Origin of the sequence: Thermomonas flagellata, from assembly GCF_022419185.1 — a bacterium.
Lineage (GTDB): Bacteria > Pseudomonadota > Gammaproteobacteria > Xanthomonadales > Xanthomonadaceae > Thermomonas > Thermomonas flagellata.
Genome location: NZ_JAJOZK010000001.1, coordinates 444050 through 464796, shown reverse-complemented (window position 1 = coordinate 464796; position 20747 = coordinate 444050). Strand labels below are relative to the sequence as shown.

At 73.0% G+C, this 20747-nt stretch carries 21 protein-coding genes and 4 tRNA genes; 10 read left to right on the top strand and 15 right to left on the bottom strand.

Annotated elements, in window-relative coordinates; translation table 11 throughout:
• The 12 genes from ML340_RS02235 to ML340_RS02180 all read right to left on the bottom strand — a co-directional run.
• Positions 1-748 (bottom strand): elongation factor Tu (locus ML340_RS02235; RefSeq protein ID WP_240096213.1); only part of this gene is annotated, 748 nt, incomplete at its 3' end.
• A 37-nt stretch (positions 749-785) separates the two neighbouring features.
• A tRNA-Thr gene (locus ML340_RS02230) sits at positions 786-861 on the bottom strand.
• Positions 862-901: 40 nt separating this feature from the next.
• Positions 902-975, bottom strand: a tRNA-Gly gene (locus ML340_RS02225).
• Positions 976-1030: 55 nt separating this feature from the next.
• Positions 1031-1116, bottom strand: a tRNA-Tyr gene (locus ML340_RS02220).
• Between the two features lie 123 nt (positions 1117-1239).
• Positions 1240-2331, bottom strand: coding sequence for a redox-regulated ATPase YchF (ychF, locus tag ML340_RS02215; RefSeq protein ID WP_240096211.1), 1092 nt, complete (start codon positions 2329-2331; stop codon positions 1240-1242).
• 49 nt (positions 2332-2380) lie between these two features.
• Positions 2381-2965 carry an aminoacyl-tRNA hydrolase gene (gene pth, locus ML340_RS02210; protein ID WP_240096209.1) on the bottom strand — a complete coding sequence of 195 codons (585 nt, stop codon included), beginning with the start codon at positions 2963-2965 and terminating at the stop codon, positions 2381-2383.
• Positions 2966-3037: 72 nt separating this feature from the next.
• A complete protein-coding gene (locus tag ML340_RS02205; RefSeq protein WP_240096207.1) occupies positions 3038-3691 on the bottom strand; it encodes a 50S ribosomal protein L25/general stress protein Ctc in 654 nt (217 codons plus the stop codon).
• Positions 3692-3799: 108 nt separating this feature from the next.
• Positions 3800-4759 (bottom strand): ribose-phosphate diphosphokinase, encoded by a 960-nt coding sequence (locus tag ML340_RS02200; RefSeq protein WP_240096205.1) that lies wholly within the window; start codon positions 4757-4759, stop codon positions 3800-3802.
• A 98-nt stretch (positions 4760-4857) separates the two neighbouring features.
• Positions 4858-4933, bottom strand: a tRNA-Gln gene (locus ML340_RS02195).
• Complete coding sequence (gene ispE / locus ML340_RS02190) at positions 4912-5811, bottom strand: 4-(cytidine 5'-diphospho)-2-C-methyl-D-erythritol kinase (RefSeq protein WP_240096203.1); 900 nt, start codon at positions 5809-5811, stop codon at positions 4912-4914. Before ispE ends, ML340_RS02195 begins: the two co-directional genes overlap by 22 nt.
• Positions 5808-6449: an outer membrane lipoprotein LolB gene (locus tag ML340_RS02185; protein ID WP_240096201.1), complete on the bottom strand. Its 642-nt coding sequence runs from the start codon at positions 6447-6449 to the stop codon at positions 5808-5810. Before ML340_RS02185 ends, ispE begins: the two co-directional genes overlap by 4 nt.
• Positions 6446-8116, bottom strand: coding sequence for a tetratricopeptide repeat protein (locus ML340_RS02180; RefSeq protein ID WP_240096199.1), 1671 nt, complete (start codon positions 8114-8116; stop codon positions 6446-6448). Before ML340_RS02180 ends, ML340_RS02185 begins: the two co-directional genes overlap by 4 nt.
• 76 nt (positions 8117-8192) lie before the next feature.
• On the opposite strand from ML340_RS02180, the gene hemA reads away from it, so the two are divergent.
• From hemA to ML340_RS02150, 6 genes are all read left to right on the top strand, one after another.
• Entirely contained in the window at positions 8193-9473 is a 1281-nt protein-coding gene (hemA, locus tag ML340_RS02175) for a glutamyl-tRNA reductase (RefSeq protein ID WP_240096197.1), read from the top strand.
• Entirely contained in the window at positions 9470-10555 is a 1086-nt protein-coding gene (prfA, locus tag ML340_RS02170; protein ID WP_240096195.1) for a peptide chain release factor 1, read from the top strand. Before hemA ends, prfA begins: the two co-directional genes overlap by 4 nt.
• Positions 10556-10615: 60 nt before the next feature.
• Positions 10616-11137 (top strand): molybdenum cofactor biosynthesis protein B, encoded by a 522-nt coding sequence (gene moaB / locus ML340_RS02165; protein WP_240096193.1) that lies wholly within the window; start codon positions 10616-10618, stop codon positions 11135-11137.
• A gap of 2 nt (positions 11138-11139) precedes the next feature.
• Positions 11140-11517 carry a helix-turn-helix domain-containing protein gene (locus ML340_RS02160; RefSeq protein ID WP_240096241.1) on the top strand — a complete coding sequence of 126 codons (378 nt, stop codon included), beginning with the start codon at positions 11140-11142 and terminating at the stop codon, positions 11515-11517.
• Positions 11514-12293 (top strand): polyphosphate kinase 2, encoded by a 780-nt coding sequence (gene ppk2 / locus ML340_RS02155; RefSeq protein ID WP_240096191.1) that lies wholly within the window; start codon positions 11514-11516, stop codon positions 12291-12293. The genes ML340_RS02160 and ppk2 overlap by 4 nt, the downstream gene beginning before the upstream one ends.
• Positions 12294-12491: 198 nt before the next feature.
• Complete coding sequence (locus tag ML340_RS02150) at positions 12492-13766, top strand: Nramp family divalent metal transporter (protein WP_240096189.1); 1275 nt, start codon at positions 12492-12494, stop codon at positions 13764-13766.
• On the opposite strand, the gene ML340_RS02145 is transcribed toward ML340_RS02150, so the two are convergent.
• On the bottom strand, positions 13734-14333 hold the full coding sequence (locus ML340_RS02145; RefSeq protein WP_240096187.1) for a TlpA family protein disulfide reductase: 600 nt from the start codon (positions 14331-14333) through the stop codon (positions 13734-13736). The genes ML340_RS02150 and ML340_RS02145 overlap by 33 nt on opposite strands.
• Positions 14330-15604, bottom strand: a complete 1275-nt coding sequence (locus tag ML340_RS02140; RefSeq protein ID WP_240096185.1) for a YihY family inner membrane protein — start codon at positions 15602-15604, stop codon at positions 14330-14332. The genes ML340_RS02145 and ML340_RS02140 overlap by 4 nt, the downstream gene beginning before the upstream one ends.
• A 157-nt stretch (positions 15605-15761) precedes the next feature.
• Here ML340_RS02140 and wrbA point away from each other — a divergent pair, with 157 nt between their 5' ends.
• From wrbA to ML340_RS02120, 4 genes are read left to right on the top strand one after another with little or no spacing between them, the layout of a single operon-like run.
• Positions 15762-16355 (top strand): NAD(P)H:quinone oxidoreductase, encoded by a 594-nt coding sequence (gene wrbA, locus ML340_RS02135; protein ID WP_240096183.1) that lies wholly within the window; start codon positions 15762-15764, stop codon positions 16353-16355.
• Entirely contained in the window at positions 16352-16678 is a 327-nt protein-coding gene (locus tag ML340_RS02130; RefSeq protein ID WP_240096181.1) for a DUF2069 domain-containing protein, read from the top strand. Before wrbA ends, ML340_RS02130 begins: the two co-directional genes overlap by 4 nt.
• The gene (locus ML340_RS02125) at positions 16675-18237 is read left to right on the top strand and encodes a tetratricopeptide repeat-containing sulfotransferase family protein (RefSeq protein WP_240096179.1); all 1563 of its coding nucleotides are present in this window, start codon (positions 16675-16677) and stop codon (positions 18235-18237) included. Before ML340_RS02130 ends, ML340_RS02125 begins: the two co-directional genes overlap by 4 nt.
• A 39-nt stretch (positions 18238-18276) precedes the next feature.
• A complete protein-coding gene (locus tag ML340_RS02120; RefSeq protein WP_240096177.1) occupies positions 18277-18765 on the top strand; it encodes an asparaginase domain-containing protein in 489 nt (162 codons plus the stop codon).
• A 112-nt stretch (positions 18766-18877) separates the two neighbouring features.
• Here ML340_RS02120 and ML340_RS02115 read toward each other — a convergent pair whose 3' ends face one another.
• The gene (locus tag ML340_RS02115; protein ID WP_240096175.1) at positions 18878-20743 is read right to left on the bottom strand and encodes a M4 family metallopeptidase; all 1866 of its coding nucleotides are present in this window, start codon (positions 20741-20743) and stop codon (positions 18878-18880) included.
• Positions 20744-20747: the final 4 nt, after the last annotated feature.

Below are 20747 nucleotides of genomic sequence, written 5' to 3'. Positions count from 1 at the left end.
TGCCCACGATCTCCACTTCGTCACCCACCTTGATGACGCCGCGCTCGATGCGCCCCGTCACCACCGTGCCGCGGCCCGAGATCGAGAACACGTCCTCCACCGGCATCAGGAACGGCTTGTCGATGTCACGCTGCGGCTCCGGAATGTAGCTGTCCAGCGCGTCCACCAGCTTCACGATCGCCGGCACCCCGATCTCCGACTGGTCGCCCTCCAGCGCCTTCAGCGCCGACCCCTTGATGATCGGAGTGTCGTCGCCCGGGAAGTCGTACTTGGACAGCAGCTCGCGGACTTCCATCTCCACCAGTTCCAGCAGCTCAGGATCGTCCACCATGTCCGCCTTGTTCAGGAACACCACGATGTACGGCACACCCACCTGCCGCGCCAGCAGGATGTGCTCGCGCGTCTGCGGCATCGGGCCGTCCGCCGCCGACACCACCAGGATCGCGCCGTCCATCTGCGCCGCGCCGGTGATCATGTTCTTCACATAGTCCGCGTGACCCGGGCAGTCCACGTGCGCGTAGTGCCGCGTCGGGCTCTCGTACTCCACGTGCGCCGTCGAGATCGTGATCCCGCGCGCCTTCTCCTCCGGCGCCGCGTCGATCGCGTCGTACGCCTTGAACTCACCACCGAAACGATCCGCGCCCACCTTCGTCAGCGCCGCCGTCAGCGTCGTCTTGCCGTGGTCCACGTGGCCGATCGTCCCCACGTTCACGTGAGGCTTGGTGCGCTCGAACTTGCCCTTTGCCATGGTTGCGTCTCTTGCGGTGCGTGAAGTTGCGGAAGTGTGGTGCTCACGAATGGAATCGAACCATCGACCTCCTCCTTACCAAGGAGGTGCTCTACCGACTGAGCTACGTGAGCGCATGTTGTCTTGGGCGGGCCGGACGTCGCGTTGCAATGGTGGAGCGGGAGACGGGAATCGAACCCGCGCTAGTAGCTTGGAAGGCTACAGTTCTACCATTGAACTACTCCCGCGCCGGGAGGCCTGCCATGTTGCACCGCCGGGTGGTGAGGCCGGCGTTGGTGGAGCTGGTGGAGGGAGGTGGATTCGAACCACCGAAGGCGTAAGCCAGCAGATTTACAGTCTGCCCCCGTTGGCCGCTTGGGTATCCCTCCGGATCCCGGCGGCGGCCCCGAAGGCCCGCCACCAAAGAGCCCGTAATTTTGACCATGCACCCGGGCACTGTCAACGGTCAGCGCTGCGATCCGGGGGGCAGCAACCCGCCTCCGGCCGCCCGTTCAGACGTTGAAGCGGAAATGCAGGACATCCCCCTCCTGCACCCGGTACTCCTTGCCCTCCAGGCGCAGACGGCCGGCGTCGCGCGCGCCGGCCTCGCCGCGGTACCGGATGAAATCGTCGTAAGCGATCGTCTCGGCGCGGATGAAGCCTTTCTCGAAGTCGCTGTGGATGACTCCGGCGGCCTGCGGCGCAGTGGCGCCGGCCTTGACCGTCCACGCGCGCACTTCCTTCTCGCCGGCAGTGAAGTAGGTCTGCAGCCCCAGCAACTTGTAGGCGGCGCGGATCACCCGGTTCAGGCCCGGTTCGTCCAGCCCGAGGTCGGCCAGGAAGGCATCGCGGTCGGCCTCGTCCAGTTGGCTCAGTTCCTCCTCGATCGCCGCGCACACCGGCACCACCTCGGCGCCCTCGCCGGCCGCGCGCGCGCGCACCGCGTCCAGGTGCGGGTTGTCCGCAAAGCCGTCCTCCAGCACGTTGGCCACGTACATCACCGGCTTCATGGTGAGCAGGAACAGCTCGCGCACCAGCGCGCGCTGCTCCTCGTCCAGCGCCAGCGTGCGCGCGGCCTTGCCCGCGTCCAGCGCGGCGCGCAGCCTACCCAGCACCTCGATCCTGGCCTTGGCGTCCTTGTCGCCGGACTTGGCGACCCGCTCGTAGCGGGCGATCGCCTTGTCCACCGTCTCCAGGTCGGCCAGCGCCAGCTCGGTGTCGATGGTCTCGATGTCGGCGATCGGATCGACCCGGTTGGCGACGTGGATCACGTCGGGATGCTCGAAGCAGCGCACCACGTGGCAGATCGCGTCCACCTCGCGGATGTGCGCCAGGAACTTGTTGCCCAGGCCCTCGCCGCTGGCCGCGCCGGCCACCAGCCCGGCGATGTCCACGAACTCGACCGCGGTCGGCACCACCTTCTGCGGCTTGACGATTTCGGCCAGCGCGTTGAGCCGTGGATCCGGCACCGGCACCACGCCGACGTTCGGTTCGATCGTGCAGAACGGAAAGTTGGCCGCGGCGATGCCGGCCTTGGTCAGCGCGTTGAACAGGGTGGACTTGCCGACGTTCGGCAGGCCGACGATGCCGCATTTGATGCCCATGATGCCTCTTGCTCGGTTGCCGCGCCGACCACTCGCCGGCGCGATGATGTCATGGCGAGCGCGGCGTATGCAGCCGCGTCATCGCCTCCATGAACTGGCCCTGCACCGCCAGCGGCAGCACCTCGGCCGCATTTCCGATCGCGCGCAGGATCAGCGCCTCGTCGGCTGCGCCCGGACGTCCGAGCACCCACGGCGTCACCCGATCCTTGTGCCCGGGGTGGCCGATGCCGATGCGCAGGCGGTGGAACTTGCCGTGCCCCAGCAGGCGGATGATGTCGCGCAGGCCGTTCTGGCCGCCATGGCCGCCATCGAACTTCAGCCGCGCCACGCCCGGAGGCAGGTCGAGCTCGTCGTGCACGACCAGCATTTCCTCCGGCGCGATCTTCCAGTAGCGCAGCGCGGCAGCGACCGACTTGCCGCTGGCGTTCATGAACGTCGCCGGGCGCAGCAGCCACACCGGCAGGCCGGCGATGTCCGCCTTGGCGGTCTCGCCGAACAGCTTGCCCTCCAGCCCGAAGCGCACGCCGGCGGCCTGCGCCAGTGCGTCGATGAACCAGAACCCGGCGTTGTGCCGGGTCCGCAGGTACTCCGCCCCGGGATTGCCGAGGCCGACGATCAGGCGCAGTCCGTCCATTGCCGCGGGCGGCCCGCCGCCACCGCCGCGGGCGTGGCGGGGCCACGCGCCGGGCGGGACGGACGGGGACGCTTACTTCTCGTCCTTCTTGCTGGCCTTGGTGGCCGGCACCTCGGCCGCGGCCGGCGCGGCGGCGTCGACCTCCTCCTCCTTGGCGTGCTTGGCGATCACCACCGCCACGTCGTGCTCCTTGCCGAGCTTGAGCGCCGGGATCTCGACCCCGGCCGGCAGCTTGAGCTGGGACAGGTGGATGATGTCGCCGACCGTCAGCGCGCCGAGGTCGACCTCGATGAACTCCGGCAGGTCCTTCGGCAGGCAGCTGACCTCGACCTCGTTCATCTCGTGCAGGACCAGCACGCCCGCGGTCTTGCCGGCCGGCGACTTGTCCTCGTTGACGAAGTGCAGCGGCACCTTGGCGCGCAGGGCATGGTTGGCATCCACGCGCTGGAAGTCCAGGTGCAGGATCAGCTGCTTGTACGGGTGGCGCTGGATGTCGCGCAGCAGGACCTGCTCGACCTTGCCGTCGATGTCGAGGTTGAGGATCGAGGAGTAGAACCACTCGTTCTGGCTGGCCAGCCAGATCTTCTCGTGCTCGAGCTGGATCGGCTGCGGCGCGGCGCTGCCGCCATAGACGATGGCCGGGATCGACGCGGCGCGGCGCAGGCGGCGGCTCGCACCCTTCCCTGCGACGTGGCGGCCGGTGGCCTGGATGGTGTGTTCGGACATGGGCGTTCTCACTTGCGTTGCGATTAAGCCGCCTCGCGGCGGCGGGGACACTCACCCGCGACCAGGTGAGTGGGGTGCGCCGCCGGCGGGCCGGCGGCACGGAAGGGGTCAATCCACGTACAGCGAGCTGACCGACTCGCCGAAGGCCACCCGGCGGATGGTCTCGGCCAGCAGCTCGGCCACGCTCAGCTGGCGGATCCTGCCGCAGGCCTTGGCGGCCGGCGACAGCGCGATGGTGTCGGTCACCACCAGCTCGTCCAGCGCGGAGCGGGTGATGTTGTCGAGCGCGGCGCCGGACAGCACCGGGTGGGTGCAGTAGGCCACCACCTTGCGCGCGCCGCGCTCCTTGAGCGCGTTCGCCGCGGTGCACAGGGTACCGGCGGTATCGACAATGTCGTCCACCAGCACGCAGGTCTTGCCCTCGACCTCGCCGATCACGTTCATCACCGTGCTCACGTTGGCGCGCGGACGGCGCTTGTCGATGATGGCCAGATCCGCGTCGTCCAGGCGCTTGGCGATCGCGCGCGCGCGCACCACGCCGCCGACGTCCGGCGAGACCACGATCAGGTTGGCGGTGCCGTGCATGCGCCAGATGTCCGCCAGCAGCAGCGGCGAGGCGTACACGTTGTCCACCGGAATGTCGAAGAAGCCCTGGATCTGGTCGGCGTGCAGGTCCACCGTCAGCACGCGGTCGGTGCCGACCGCGCCGAACATCCGCGCCGCGACCTTGGCCGTGATCGGCACCCGCGCCGAGCGCGGGCGGCGGTCCTGGCGGGCGTAGCCGAGGTAGGGCACCACCGCGGTCACGCTGGCGGCGGAGGCGCGCTTGAGCGCGTCGATCAGCACCAGCAGCTCCATGAAGTTCTCCGCCGCCGGCGCGTTGGTCGGCTGGATCACGAACACTTCCTGGCGGCGGACGTTCTCCTCGATCTCGACCTGGACCTCGCCGTCGGAAAAACGCCCGACCAGGGCCTTGCCCAGGCGGATCCCCAGCTCGTGGCAGATCGCCTCGGCCAGCGGCCGGTTGGCGTTGCCCGCGAACACCAGCAAGTTGCGATCGTCCTGCATGGCCTGCTCCGCTGCGCTCTGACCGTGGCGGTGGGATGGATGTCGGGCGCGCCGCGAGGCGCGTGCGGGGCCGCGCCCGGGACGGGCGGCGGCGGGAATGGCAGGGGCGGAAGGATTCGAACCTACGGATGCCGGGATCAAAACCCGGTGCCTTAACCACTTGGCGACGCCCCTGTTGGGTACCGCGCCACCGCGTCCAGCAGTGGCGACCGCTCCGCGCCGCGCGCCAGCCAGGCCGACAGGCCCGCCGGCAGCGCCGCGAGTGCGGCCTCCGCGGAACCGCGCTCGGCGAATTCCACGAACACCACGCTGCCCGAGCCCGTCAGCCGCGGCCGGCCGATGCGCGCCAGCGCGGCGAAAGCGGCCTCGACGGCCGGTTCGCGGCGGCGCAGCACCGGCTCGAACGCATTGTCGAGCGCGGTCCCGGAACGGAAGTCCGCTATTGTCAGGGGGGCGGCATCGCGCGTCAAATCCGCGGCCGCGAACAGCGCGGCGGTGGCCGCGTGCACGCCCGGATGCACGAGGAGGTACCACGCCGGCGCCAGTTCGATCGGCTGCAACGCCTCGCCGATGCCTTCGGCCCAGGCATTGTGGCCGTGCACGAAGACCGGCACGTCGGCGCCCAGCCGCAGCCCCAGCGCGGCCAGCCGGGCCGGGGGCCACGCCAGCCCCCAGAGCCGGGACAGCCCGACCAGCACGCTGGCGGCATCCGAGGAACCGCCGCCCAGGCCAGCGCCCGCCGGGATGCGCTTTTCGATCCGGATCTCGGCGCCTTGCGCGCAGTTGGCCTCCGATTGGAGCAATTTCGCCGCGCGCACGGCCAAGTCGTCGGCCTCCGCCACGCCCGGCGCGGACTGGCCGATGCGGCGGATGACGCCGTCCGCGCGCGGGCGCAGCCAGACGGTGTCGCCAAAGTCCAGCAGGCGAAACACCGTCTGCAGCCGGTGGTAGCCGTCGGCGCGGCGGCCGAGGATGCGCAGGAACAGGTTGAGCTTGGCCGGGGCCGGCCAGGGCGTCCAGCCGGCGCCGGGCGGGGGCGCGGAGTGGCTCATTCCAGCCCCCACTGCTGCACCGCCAGGCGCACCCGGTCCGCGCCGCGGTCGGCCTCGATCCGGAATGGCAGCCACTGCCGGCTGAACGGGTCGCGCCGCCAGTCGCCGTAGCGCAGCCGCCAGCCCCCTTGCTCCAGCTGCGCCGGCCAGCCGTCCGCGCCGAACGTCATCCGCGCCTCGCCCCACACCGCCGGATCCGCCTCCACCCCGCGCAGCCAGCAGCCGAGCGCGGCCAGCGGGATGTCCCAGCCGGCGACGGTGCGCAGCAGCCGCGCCGGATCGCGGTCCTGCCACTCGCCCTCGGGGATGCCGCGCAGGCGGGCGCCGTCCGGGCCGGCCTCCAGCACCCAGCCCTGCCCGCCGATCGGCGCCGACAGCACCAGGCGCAGGCGGCCGTCGCCCTGGGTCCACTCGATCCGCGCGTTGCCGCCGTCGCGGCCGTTGCTCAGCGCCGCCCGCCCCAGCATCACCCAGCCGGGGTCGCCGCAGGCATGCCCCTGCAGCCCGAGCGCGGCGGCACGCGCCTCTTGCGCCGCGCGCGCGGCGTCCGGCGCCGGCGCGGCGGACGGCGGCAGGCCCGCGCAGCCGGCGCCGGCGGCCGCGAGTGCGACGGCCAACACGCGCAGGCCTGCGCTCATGCGCCGGTCTCGCGCAGCGCGCGCGCCAGTGCGCGGTTGTCCGGATCCAGCCGGCGCGCCTCGTCGAAATAGCGGCGCGCCTCGTCGTGGCGCCCGAGCGCCCACAGCACCTGGCCGAGGTGGGCCGCGATCTCGGCGTCCTGCTGCAGGGCGTAGGCCTGGCGCAGTTGCTCGAGCGCCTCGCGCAGGCGCCCGAGGCGGAACAGCACCCAGCCGTAGCTGTCGATGATCGCGGCGTTGCCGGGCGCGGCCAGGCGCGCGCGGTCGATCAGCTGCAGCGCCTCGCGGTAGCGGTCGGTGCGGTCGGCCAGGGTGTAGCCGAGGGCGTTGAGGGCGTCCACGTCGTCCGGCGCGACCACCAGGATGCGGCGGAAGTCGGCCTCGGCACGCGCGATGTCGTCGCGCCGCTCCCACATCAGCGCGCGCGCGTAGAGCAGGGCCTTGTCGTCGGCGAACGCCGCCAGCCCGCGGGCGTAGGCCGCCTCCTCGCCGGCGCGGTCGCCGTCCTTCTGGCGCAGGTCGGCCTCGAGCAGGTAGGCGTTGCGGCGGTCCGCGTCCTCCAGCAGCGCATCGTCCTGCAGCGCGCGCAGCGCCGCGTAGGCCTCGTCCGCGCGCCCGAGCGCGTGCAGCACCACCGGCCGCCGCAGCCGGGCCTGGACCTGGGCGCCGCCACCCGGGACCTTGTCGTACCAGTCCAGCGCCTCGCGGTAGCGCCCGAGGTATTCGGCCAGCTGGCCGAGCAGCAGCCGGCGCGCGGGGTTGGGCTGGCTGGCGCCGGCCCGCACCTCGTCGTACAGCGCGGCCAGGCCGGCCTTGTCCTTGGCCTTGTCGAGCAGGAACGCGCGCTGGCCGTAGCGCTCCTCGTCCTGCGGCCCCGCGGCCAGGATCGCGGCGGCCGTGGCCGGATCGCCGAGGGCGTCGTACTCGAGCGCCAGCGCCTGCTGCAGGGCCGGCTGCGCGGCCGCGGCCGGGCGCAGCGCGGCCAGCCGCCGGCGCGCCTCGTCCAGGCGCCCGGCCTCGCGCGCCAGCTGCGCCTGCAGCAGCTGCACCCGGGGATCGCCGGGGAAGCGCCGCACCACCTGTGCCACCACCCGGTCCACCAGCGCCGGCTGGCCCAGCCGCTGCGCCAGCCCGCCGAACGCCAGCCAGGCGTCGAGCTGGGGCGGCAGGCGGCCGCCGTCCACCGTCTCCGCCAGCAGCCGGGTGACCAGCGCCGGCTGGCTGCCGACCGCCGCCATCAGCGCCGCCATCGCCTGCTTCCAGCCATCCGCGCCGTCCGCCAGCAGCGCGGCGAGCGCCGGCCGCGCCCGGCGCGCATCCCCCGCGCGCAGGGCCAGGCTGGCGGCGACCGTGCGCTGCATCGGACTGCCCTCCGGCTGCAGCCGCTGCCACAGGGCCAGACCCGCTCCGGCCAGCGCATCGTCGACGGCCAGCAACGCGATCCGGGTCGCGCGTTCGGCCAGCACCGGGTCGGAGGCCGCGCGCGCCGCCTCCAGATACGCGCGCGCCGCGTCCTGCAGGCGCCCGTCCTGCAGGGCGAACTCGCCGACCAGGCTGGACTGCAGCGGATCGGACGGCGGCGAGGTCTGCGCGCGCAGCGGCACCGCCAGCCCGAGCATGCAGGCGAGCAGGGCCGTGGGCAGCAGCAGGCGGCGCGGCGTGGGCATGCGGGCGGGCCGGTACAATGATGGATTCGTGCCCGCAGCTTAGCGCAGGCACCTGAATGGATCGCGCCCGCGCCGCATGAACCTGCACGCCCTCGGCATCAACCACCAGACCGCGCCGGTCGCCCTGCGCGAGAAGGTGGCGTTCGCCGCCGAGGCGCTGGCGCCGGCGTTGCGCGCGGTGCATGCGCTACCGGGCGTACACGAGGCGGTGCTGCTGTCCACCTGCAACCGCACCGAGCTGTACGCGCGCGCCGAGGGCGACGGCCGCGCGCTCGCCGACTGGCTGGCGCACCACCCGGACGCCGGCGAGGACCTGCACGCCTACCTGTACCACCACCGCGACGGCGATGCGGTGCGCCACCTGTTCCGGGTCGCGACCGGGCTGGACTCGCTGGTGCTGGGCGAGCCGCAGATCCTGGGCCAGGTCAAGCAGGCCTGGGCCGCCGCCCGCGCGGCCGGAACCCTCGGCGGGCCACTCGACCGCCTGTTCCAGCAAGCCTTCGCCACCGCCAAGCGCGCCCGCACCGATACCCGGATCGGCGCCAACCCGGTCTCGGTGGCCTCGGCCGCGGTGCGCCTGGCGCAGGACAACTTCGCGCGGCCCAGCGAGTCCACCGTGCTGCTGATCGGCGCCGGCGAGACCATCGAACTGGCCGCACGCCACCTGGTCGAGGCGCGCGTGCGCCGGCTGCTGGTCGCCAACCGCACCCTCGCGCATGCGCAGGCCTTGGCCAGCCGCCACGGCGGCTACGCGCTGCCGCTGGCCGACCTCGAGCCGCACCTGGCCGAAGCCGACATCGTGATCGCCGCCACCGCCAGCCCGCGCCCGATCCTCGAACGCGCGCACGTCGAGCGCGCCCTGCACCGGCGCCGGCACCGGCCGATGCTGCTGATCGACCTGGCGGTGCCGCGCGACATCGCGCCGGACGTGGCGGAGCTGCGCGACGCCTTCCTCTACACCGTGGACGACCTGCAGCAGGCGATCGAGGAAAACCGCCGCAGCCGGCGCGAGGCGGCCGAGCAGGCGGAGGCGATCGTGGCCCTGCAGACCGCGCGCTTCGTGGAGCAGCTGACCGCGGCCAGCCGCCAGCAGCCGCTGCTGCGCCTGCGCGCGCACGGCGAGGCGGCGCGCGCGCACGCGCTGGCCAAGGCGCGCGCGCAGCTGGCCGCCGGGCTGCCGCCGGAGCAGGCGCTGGAGCTGCTGGCGCACACCCTGACCAACCGCCTGCTGCACGCGCCCACCGTGGCCCTGCGCGAAGCCGCGCTGGAAGACGATGCCGAGCTGGCGCGCGCGGTCGAACGCCTGTTCCCGCCGCCGGCGGAGGCCGGCGAACCGCCGGACCGCGCCGACCCATGAGCCCGCACCTGCGCCGCCGGCTCGAGGCCCTGCGCGAGCGCCGCGAGGAAGTCGAACGCCTGCTGGCAGACCCCGCGATCGCCGCCGACCCCGCCCGCTTCCGCGCGCTCTCGCGCGAGTTCGCCCGCCTGCAGCCGCTCGCCGACGCGCTCGCCGCCGAGGCCCAGGCGCGCGCCGACCTGGCTGCCGCGCAGGCCCTGCGCGCCGACCCGGAGCTGCGCACGCTGGCCGAGGCCGAGATCGCCGCGGCGCAGGCGCGGCTCGCCCAGTTGGAGGCCGACCTGCTGGCGCAGCTGGTACCGCAGGACGCCCGTGACGACGGCGGCCTGTACCTGGAGATCCGCGCCGGTATCGGCGGCGACGAGGCGGCGCTGTTCGCCGGCGACCTGTTCCGGATGTACGCGCGCTACGCCGAAGCCCAGGGCTGGCGGGTCGAGGTCGAATCGGCCAATCCCGGTGAGCACGGCGGCTACAAGGAGATCATCGCCCGCATCGAGGGCGAGGGCGCCTACGCCCGCCTCAAGTACGAGGCCGGCACCCATCGCGTGCAGCGGGTGCCGGCGACCGAGGCGCAAGGCCGCATCCACACCTCCGCCGCGACGGTCGCGGTGATCGCGCTGGAGCCGGGCGAGGTGGAGGTCACGCTGAATCCGGCCGACCTCAAGATCGACACCTTCCGCGCTTCCGGCGCTGGCGGCCAGCACGTCAACAAGACCGAATCGGCGGTGCGCATCACCCACCTGCCGAGCGGCACCGTGGTCGAGGCGCAGGGCGAGCGCAGCCAGCACGCCAACCGCGAGCAGGCGCTGCGGCGCCTGCGCGCGCTGTTGGTGGAGGCCGAGCGCGAGCGGCGCGCCGCCGCCACCGCCGCCGAGCGCCGCCAGCAGGTCGGCAGCGGCGACCGCAGCCAGCGCATCCGCACCTGGAACTTCCCGCAGGGGCGGGTCACCGACCACCGGGTCGAGGGGCTGACCCTGTACGCGCTGCCGGCCATCCTCGAGGGCGACCTCGACCCGCTGATCACGCGCCTGCGCCAGCAGGCCCAGGCCGAGGCGCTGGCGCGCCTGGCCGAGGGCGGCTGAGCGCGGCGCAGGGGGCCGGCGGGCGCTGGCATCCGCCGCCGCCGGCGCTACACTGCGGCCATGCCTGCCGCCGATCCGCAGTTCCTGCCGCTGTCGCTGTGCGTGCTCACGGTGTCCGACACCCGCGGCGCCGACGACGACCGTTCCGGCGACTACCTCGCCACCGCGCTGGCCGAGGCCGGGCATCGCCTGCACGAGCGCGCGCGCGTGCCGGACGACCGCTATGCGCTGCGCGCGGTCGTCTCGCGCTGGATCGCCGACCCCGCGGTGGACGGCATCCTGACCACCGGCGGCACCGGCTTCACCGGCCGCGACGGCACCCCGGAGGCGCTGCGCCCGCTGCTGGACAAGGAGATGGACGGCTTCGGCGAGCTGTTCCGCGCGCTGAGCTATCAGGAGATCGGCACCAGCACCCTGCAGTCGCGCGCGTTCGCCGGGCTGGCCAACGCCACCTTCGTGTTCGCCCTGCCCGGCTCGACCTCGGCCTGTCGCACCGCCTGGGAGCAGATCATCCGCGCCCAGCTGGACAGCCGCACCCGGCCCTGCAACCTGGCCCAGCTGCGGCCGCGCCTGCGCGAGTGAGCATGCCGCCGCTGGATGCCACCCTGCGGCTGCTGCGCAAGGCCTCCGGCCTGAGCGTGGCCGAGCTGGCGACCGCCATCCCGCGCGCCGGGATCGACACCGTCAACGCCTGGCTGAAGGGCGAGACCCTGCCCGGGCGCGACCAGATCGACGCCCTCGCGCGCGCCTTCGGGGTGCCGGCCGGCGCGCTGCTGGCGGAGCTGGCGCAGACCCTGGACCCGGCGCGCACCCGCGGCGAGCACCAGCTGCTGGCCGCCTACCGCGCGCTGTCGCCGCGCCAGCAGGGCGCGCTCCTGGAGGTGGCGCGCGGGCTGGCCGCCGGTGCGCCGAAGGGCGAAAGCCCCTCCCGGCCCACACCTCGGCGGCGCAAGCCGGCATGAAGCCGCTCAAGCGCAAGGCCTACGAGGCGGCGCTGGAGCCGATGCTGCTCGAGCTGGACGCCGCCGCGCGCTGGCTGCGGCATGCCGGCAAGCGCCTGCTGGTGCTGTTCGAGGGCCGCGACACCGCCGGCAAGGGTGGCGTGATCAAGGCCATCAGCCAGCACCTGGACACCCGCCAGTTCCGGGTGGTGGCGCTGCCCAAGCCGACCGAACGCGAAAGCACCCAGTGGTACTTCCAGCGCTACGTGCCGCACCTGCCGGCCGCCGGCGAGATCGTGCTGTTCGACCGCAGCTGGTACAACCGCGCCGGGGTGGAACGGGTGATGGGCTACGCCAGCGAAGCGCAGGTCGCCGCGTTCCTGAAGCAGGTGCCGGTGTTCGAGAAGCTGCTGGTGGACGACGGCATCCTGCTGTTCAAGTACTGGCTGACCTGCGACCAGGCCGAACAGGAGGCCCGCTTCGCCGAGCGCCGCGACGACCCGCTCAAGCGCTGGAAGCTCTCGCCGGTGGACGTGGCCGCGCGCACCCGCTACGCCGACTACACCCGCGCCCGCGCGGACATGCTGGCGGCCACCCACACCCGGCATGCGCCGTGGACGCTGGTGGACTTCAACGACCAGCGCCGCGGCCGCCTGACCCTGCTGCGCCACCTGCTCGACCACCTGCCGGATACCCAGGTCCCGGAGCCGGTGTTCGACCTGCCGCCGCTGGCGGGCAAGCCCCTGCGCGAGCGCTTCCACGGCCTGCGCCCGATCCCGTCCTGGCAGCCCGGGTGAGCGCCGTCGACGGCGCGTGCACGCAGGCGCGGCATCCTGTCGCCCATGCACCCCGCCGATCGCGGCGATCCAGCGAACCGAATGTCCGAGCCCTACGAATCGACTAGCGTGGCGCCTGGCGTGCTGCAGCGGGCCGCGGCCCTGATCCGGGCGCACCGCTTCGGCCTGCCGCATCCGCACCCGGCTTCCGATGCGCCCATGGACAGCTTCGCCGCCCGGCTCGACGCCCGCACCCGCGCCGCCGCCCTGGATGCCCTGCGCGGCCAGGGGCGGATGCGCCTGCTGCCGTTCATCGGCCCGGCGGTGATCGCCTCGGTGGCCTACATCGACCCCGGCAACTTCGCCACCAACCTGCAGGCCGGCGCGCAGTTCGGCTACACCCTGCTGTGGGTGGTGCTGTGGGCCAACCTGATGGCGATGCTGGTGCAGGGGCTGTCGGCCAAGCTCGGGATCGCCACCGGCAAGAACCTGCCGGAGGTGATCCGCGACCGCTGGCCGAAGCCGCTGGTGTGGTTCTACTGGGTGCAGGCGGAGGTGGTGGCGATCTTCACCGACCTTGCCGAGTTCCTCGGCGCCACCCTCGGCTTCCACCTGCTGCTGGGCCTGCCGATGGAGGTCTCGGTGCTGCTCGCGTTCGCCGCGACCATGGGCATCCTGTACCTCGAGCAGCAGGGCTTCCGCGGGATCGAGTTGGCGATCGCGGCGCTGGTCGGGGTGATCGCGCTGACCTTCGGGGTGCAGCTGCTGTTCACCCACGTCGCGGCCGCGCCGGCGCTGGAGGGCCTGCTGCTGCCGCGCCTGCCGGGGCCGGAGGCGACCTACCTGGCGGTCGGCATCCTCGGCGCCACCGTGATGCCGCACGTGATCTACCTGCATTCCAGCCTGACCCAGCACCGGCTGCAGGTGCCGGAGGACGAGAAGCCGGCGCTGATGCGCCAGACCCGGCGCGAGGTGCTGCTGGCGATGGGCGTGGCCGGGCTGATCAACCTGGCGATGCTGGCGATCGCCGCCGGCGCCTTCGCCGGCGAGCGCGGGATGGACGACCTCGGCAGCGTGTGGGCGAAGATGGACCACACCCTCGGCCCGCTCGCCGCCGGCGCGTTCGCGGTGGCGCTGCTGGCCAGCGGGCTGTCCTCCAGCGCGGTCGGCACCCTGTCCGGGCAGGTGGTGATGCAGGGCTTCGTCGGCTTCCGCATCAGCCTGTGGCTGCGCCGCACCCTGACCGCGCTGCCGGCGGTGGCGGTGATCCTGCTCGGGCTCGACCCGACCCGGGTGCTGGTGTTCTCGCAGGTGGTGCTGTCATTCGGGATCCCGTTCGCGCTGGTGCCGCTGCTGCTGTTCACCCGCCGCCGCGAGCTGATGGGCGCGCTCGCCAACACCCGCGCGATCGACCTGCTCGGCTGGGCGGTGACCGCGCTGATCATCGCCCTCAATGCCTGGCTACTGGTGGGCACCTTCTCCGGCCGGCACTGACGGACCGCCGGCGTCGGCGATCGCCTGCTCCAGCTCGCGCGCGGTCACCGGGCCGGTGAAGCGGCGCACCATCCGCCCGTCGGGCGCGATCAGCCAGGTCATCGGCAGCCCGCGCGGCACCTCGAAGTCCGGCGGCGGCGCGTACACGTCGGCCAGCACCACCGGATAGGCCACCGGGCGCTTGGCCAGGAACGCGCGCAGGGCCTGCACCGTGGTGTCCTCGAACGCGACCCCGACCACCTCAATGTGGTCGCGCAGCGCGTGCAGGGCCGACAGCTCCGGCATCTCCTTCAGGCACGGCGCGCACCAGGTCGCCCAGTAGTTCACCACCACCCAGTGGCCGCGGTGGGCGGCGAGGTCGTACTGGCCGCCGTCGACGCCGGGCAGGCGCAGCTGCGGTCGCTCTGCGGTGGCCGCCGGTGGCGGCTTGGGCGGGGTCGGCGCGGCCGGCGGGGCGGGCACGGCGCCGGGTGCGGCCGACGGCGCGGGCGGCTGGCGCTGGCAGGCGGCCAGCAGCAGCGCGGCCGTCAGCCAGGGCAGGAAGTGGCGGCGGGTGGACAGGCTCATGGATCGGGCAATCCCTGGTAGATGGCGGCGACCGGCCGCCGCAGGCGCTCGCGCAGGGGCTGGCGCAGGTCGTCGAGGGTAGCCAGCACCGCGCGCCCCAGGGGGTCGTCCGCCCCCGGCGGTGGCGTCCCGGCCTCCAACGGCAGCCGCAACCCGGCTGCGGCGTACAGCGCGTCCAGCCCGTAGTGCTCGAGGTCGCGCGCCAGCAGCCACTGGCCGTCCTCGGCGCGTACCACCACCCCGGCGCGGGCCAGTCGCTGCAGGAACTGCTGGATCAGCGCGTCGGTCAGGCCCGGCTCCAGCGCCTGCACCTGCCCGACGTGCAGGCCGCGTCCCTGGCGGCGGGCCTGGTACAGCCGCCCGAGCAGGCGCAGCAGGCCGTACAGCTCCTGCCCCTCCGGCAGCCGCTGTGCGGCCGGCAGGTAGCGGAAGGCCGACAGCGCGGAGGCGAACGAGGCGCCGACCAGCACCGACACCCAGCTGAGGTAGATCCACAGCATGAAGATCGGCACGAACGCGACCGCGCCGTAGATCTTCTGGTAGGAGTCGAAGCTGTCCAGGTACAGCCCGAGCCCCCACTTGATCAGCTCGAACAGCAGCATCGACAGCAGCGCACCGGCCAGCGCATGCCGCCAGGCCACGCTGCGGTGCGGCACCACCTTGAACAGCGCCGCGATCGCCAGCAGTTCGATCACGACCGGCGCCAGCCGCAGCAGCACGGCCTCCAGCCAGCGCCCGGGCAGGGTCTCGAACACCGCCAGCGCGAAGAAGCGGGTGGACAGCGCCAGGCTGGCCGCCGCCATCAGGCTGCCCAGGGTCAGCACCGTCCAGTACACCAGGAACCGGCCGAGGCGCGGGCGCGCGCTGGGCACCCGCCAGATCCGGTTGAACACGGCCTCGATGCTGCCCAGGGTCACCAGCAGCGAGACGATCAGCGCCACCGCACCCGCCGCGGTCAGCGACTTGGTGCTGGCGGTGAATTCGGTCAGGTAGTCGGACACCTTGTGCGCCGCGCTCGGCACGAAATTGGCGAACACATACCCGGTCAGCGCGTCGCGCCACTGCTCGAACACCGGGAACGCGGACAGCACCCCGAGCGCGACCATGCTCAGCGGCACCACCGCGAACACGGTGGTGTAGGCGAGCGCGCCGGCAGCCTCGAACACGCGGTCCTCCAGCAGGCGGCGCACCGCGAAGCGCGCGAACGCGGTCCAGCGCGCCGGATCGCGCAGGTGGCCGCCCCAGCGCCGGAGGAGGACGAACGGTTCCATCCGTGCAGCCTACCCGATCCCCGCACGCGGCCGCGCCCGCGGCGGCAGGCGCGGCGCGCACGCCACCGCACGGCCAGCGGCCACCCCCGGCACCGGTGCTTGCCACCGGCGCGCGCGCGCATGCGACACTGCGCGCCCCGCCCGTTCCCGGATTGGCATGCCCGACATCCTGGTCCTGTACTACAGCCGCGGCGGCTCGGTGGCGCGGCTGGCGCGCCAGATCGCGCGCGGCATCGGCGAAGTGCCGCAGATGCAGGCGCGCCTGCGCACCGTGCCGCCGGTGGCACCGGTGACGGAGGTCGCGGCCCCGCCGGAGCCGGAAGCCGGCGCGCCCTATGTGGAGCGCCGCGATCTGGCCGAATGCGCCGGCCTGCTGCTCGGTAGCCCGACCCGGTTCGGCAACATGGCCGCGCCGGTCAAGCATTTCCTCGACGGCCTCGGCGCCGAGTGGGCGAGCGGCACCCTGGTCGGCAAGCCGGCCGCGGTGTTCACCTCCACCGCCACCCAGCACGGCGGGCAGGAATCCACCCTGCTGACCATGCTGGTGCCGCTGCTGCACCACGGCTGCGTGATCGCCGGCCTCCCGTTCACCGAGCCGGCCCTGTCCACCACCCGCGGCGGCGGCACCCCGTACGGGGCCAGCCATGTCGCCGGGCCACACGACGACCCCGAGCCGAGCGAGGACGAAGCCCGGCTGGCGCGCGCGCTCGGGCGGCGGGTGGCGCAGCTGGCCGCCCGGCTGGCGCCATGAGCGACGCGCGTGCGCTGATCGCGGCGCTGCTGGCGCTGGCTGCGCTGTACGCCCTGTGGTTCTGGCCGGACCGCCACCGCGTCGCGGCGCTGCTGGTGTTCGCACTGCCGCCGCTGCTGCTGGCAGGGCTGGTCTGGCGCGGTGGGCGGCGTGCCGGCTTCGCCGCCGGGCTGCTCGCCCTGCTGTGGTTCAGCCACGGGGTGATGGTGGCCTGGACCCGCCCCGGCGAACGCCTGCCGGCGCTGCTGGCGGCGGCGCTCGCGGTGGCCGTGGTGGTGCGGGTGAGCCTGCCCGGGCTGCGCGCCCGCCTGCAACGGCGATGAGCGCGCTGCCGGCCGCGGCCCGGGCCCTGCTGCAGGAGGCCGCGCGCGCCCTGCGCACGGGCGCGCCCGCCGCGGCCGAGCGCCTGCTCGCGCGGGCGCAGGCGCTGTGCGCGGACGCGCCCGAGGTGCTGGTCCTGCAGGCCAGCCTGTTGCTGCACCGGCGCCAGCCGGCGCACGCGCGCGCCGTGCTGGAAGCGGGACTCGCCCGCCACCCCGGGCATGCCGCCCTGCGCTGCGAATACGGCAACCTGCTCAACGCCTGCGGCGAGGGCGAGGCCGCGCTCGCGGCGTGGGAGGCGGCCTGCGCATTGGACCCGCAGCTGGCGGTGGCCTGGTACAACCGCGGCCGCAACCACCAGCTGCGCGGCGAGACCGCCGCCGCGATCGCGACCCTCGAGCGCGCCTGCGCGCTGGCGCCGCAGGCGCTGCCCCCGCGCGTGCTGCTGGCGGACGCGCTGCTGCACGCCGGCCGCCTGGACGACGCCGAGCGCGAGTACCGCGCCGCGCTGGCCGTCGATCCGGCCTGCGGCGACGCCTGGCGCGGCCTGTCCAACCTCAAGACGCGCCCGCTGGGGGCAGCGGACGCGGCCGCGCTGCAGGCGCAGCTGGCACGCCGCGACCTGCCCGCACCGGACCGCATCGCCATGCTGTTCGCGCTCGGGCGGCTGGAAGAGGACCGCGGCCAGCCGCGCGCGGCGCTGGACGCCTTCACCGCCGCCAACGCCCTGCAGAAGCGGCTGACACCGTGGAGCGCGGAGGCCTTCCGCACTTACGTGCAGCAGGCGCTGGCGGCGACCGCCACGCTGCCCGCGCCGGTGGATCCACGGCTGGGCGAGGAGGTCATCTTCATCGTCGGCCTGCCGCGCTCCGGCTCGACCCTGTTCGAGCAGATCCTGGCGGCGCACCCGCAGGTCGAGGGCGCCAGCGAGCTGCCCGACCTCGGGATCGTGCTCCAGCAGGAATCCCGGCGCCGCGGCCAGCCCTACCCGCAGTGGGTGGCACAGGCCAGCGCCGAGGACTGGCACCGGCTGGGCCGCGACTACCTCGCGCGCACCGCGCGCTGGCGCCGGCGGCGGCCGCGCCAGACCGACAAGCAGCCAGACAACTGGAAGCACGCCGGCATCCTGCGCGCCATGCTGCCCGGCGCGACCATCATCGAGACCCGCCGCGACCCGCTGGAGACGGCGTGGTCGTGCTTCAAGCAGCCCTTCTACAGCCAGCCGCATTTCGCCAACGACATGGCCGACATCGCGCTGTACATGCAGGGCTGCGCGCATGCCATGCAGCAGTGGCGCGCGCGCGACCCGGCGCGCATCCACCTGCACGTGTACGAGGACCTGTTGGCCGCACCCGAGGCGCGCATCCGCGCCCTGCTGGACGACTGCGGGCTCCCGTTCGACCCGGCCTGCCTGGCCTTCCACCGCGCCGAACGCAGCGTGCGCACCGCCAGCGCCGCGCAGGTGCGCCAGCCGCTGCGCGCCGACACCGCGCGCGCCCTGGCCTACGGCAGCCTGCTGCAGCCGCTGCTGGACCTCTTGGCCCTGCCCTGGCCGTTCTGAGCGCTGCCCGCGTCCGCGGTTTGCGGGACAATGGCGGGCATGGACACCCTGCTCATCGTCACCACCGGCGGCACCATCGACAAGGTCTACTTCGACGCCAAGTCCGACTACCAGGTCGGCGAACCGCAGATCGGCCGCATCCTGCAGGAACTGGAGGTCGCGTTCCGCTTCCACGTCATCCCGCTGCTGCGCAAGGACTCGCTGGAACTGACCGACGCCGACCGCCAGTTGCTGCGCGCGACCATCGCCGCCCAGGAAGAAACCCGGGTGCTGGTCACCCACGGCACCGACACCATGGTCCAGACCGCGCGCGTGCTGGCCGGCATCCCCGGCAAGACCATCGTCCTGACCGGCGCGCTCAACCCGGCGCGGTTCCAGGGGTCGGACGCGGAGTTCAACATCGGCTGCGCAGTCGGTGCGGTGCAGGTGCTGCCACCAGGGGTCTACATCGCCATGAACGGGCGCATCTGGGACCCGGCGCGGGTGCGCAAGAACGTCGAGGCCAACCGCTTCGAGGAGGCCGGCTGACCCCCGGCCGCGCGCGCCCCGAGGGCGCGCAAAAAGAAAGGCCCCGGCACAGGGCCGGGGCCAGGTGTCGGCCGGGCCGCGCCTGACAGGCGACGCGGCCGGGCTGCCCGCCTCAGGGCGTACGGGTCGCCTTCAGATTGACGCCGGAGAAGGTCGAGTACGCCCGCACCGCGATGTAGTAGGTGCTGCCCGCGGTCGGGTTGCTGATAGTGCAGGTCTCGTTGTTGCCCGACAGGTACGGCCGGCAGGTGTAGCTGGTGGTGGTCGGGGCCGCACCCTTGCGCACGTACAGGTCGCCATCGCCGGTGCCGCCGGAAGTGGCCACGACCAGTTGGGTCGTGCCGCTGGGGATGCTGACCGTGTAGGTGGACGACCACGACCCGCTGCTGACCGTCGGCAGGTTGACGTTGAGCACCACCGTGCCGCCCGAGCTGGTGGGGCAACTCACCCCGACCGCCGAGAACGCGGAGGTGACGTCGGCCACGCTGTAGCCGAGGTCGGATGCAGCGGTCTGCACGCCGCAGGCACCCTGGTTGAAGTTGGTGCTGGAAGTCCAGTACAGGTCGTTGGCGCGCGCGAACACCCGGAACGCCTTGGCGGTGTCCCAGCCGGTCTTCTTGGCCAGGGTGCAGAACGCCTTGTTGTACACGCCCGAGCTGTAGTGCACGTCCATCGTGCTGGTCCAGTTGGCGGCGTTGTCGATCGACACCCCGTCCTGGGTCGGGTTGCACATGTAGCGCAGGGCGCCGCTGCCCTTGAAGATCTCCGCGCCGACCAGCCAGTCGTTGCTGCCGCGCGCGTAGAACTCCGCGGCCTCGCCGGCCATGTCGGAGAACGCCTCGTTGATGCCGCCGGACTGGCCGGAATAGGTCAGGTTGGAGTTCTGCTCGGTGAAGCCGTGCGAGACCTCGTGGCTGGCCACGTCCAGGCTCACCAGCGGGTAGAACGTGCTGGCGCCGTCGCCGAAGGTCATGGCGCTGCCGTCCCAGTAGGCGTTCTCGTAGTTGGTCTTGTAATGCACCTTCATCACCAGCTGGAAGGTCAGCGGCGCGCGGCCCAGGTAGGCCTGGTACATGTTGAAGATCACCCCGCCGAAGTAGTGGGCGTCGTTCAGCGGCGAATAGGCGCCGTTGATCTGCTTCACCGTGTTGCGCGGGCAGGTGTAGGAGAACGCGGTGGTGCTGGTGTTGGTGGAGGCGTTGTTGAGGTTGACGGTCTTGACGTTGGCGTTGTTCATGGTGCAGGTGCTGCCGCTCTGCGCCACGTCCAGGTAGCCATAGTTGGTGCCGTACTCGTACTGGCCGGTCTTCTGGTTGCCGCCCGGGCCGGTGCCGATCTGCGCGTGCTGGAGGTTGTCCCACTGCTTGAGGATGGCGCCGCTGTTGGCGTCCACCAGCACCATCGGGCGCGTCGGCGCCAGCTGCTCGCCGTCGGCGAAGAAGCTCACCGCGTAAGCCAGGTGGGCGCGGCCGGCATCGTCCACGAAGATCACCAGGTCCGACTTCTCGTCGCGGGTCTGGTAGGCCGACAGGCGCGCGCCGAGGCGCTGCTGCTTGGCGATCCCGAGCGCATTGGCGGCGGCCAGGCGCGGGGTGGTGGAAGCGATGTCGCGGCCGATGCCGCTGATCAGGTTGCCGAACAGCGCGCGCGGGTTGCCGGCGGCGTCCTCGCTGACCACGATGCCCTCGCCGAACACCGGGATGCCCCGCCAGGTCTGGGTGTAGCGGTAGTGGGTCATGCCGCGCGCCGCCTCCGGACGCTTGACCTGCATCAGCAGGCGGCTGTCGGCATCCGCGCCGATGAGCTGGGCGTGGCGGGTGTGCGCCATCGGCGCGGCGACCCCCTGGTTGGCCGCGACGGCGGCCGCGTACTGCTGGCGGAGCTGGCCCAGGTCCTTCTGGTGCAGGTCGGTACGGTCGGCCGCGTAGGCCGCAGTGCTGCACAGGCCGAGCGCGATCGCCACGGCCAGGAGGTTCATCGGA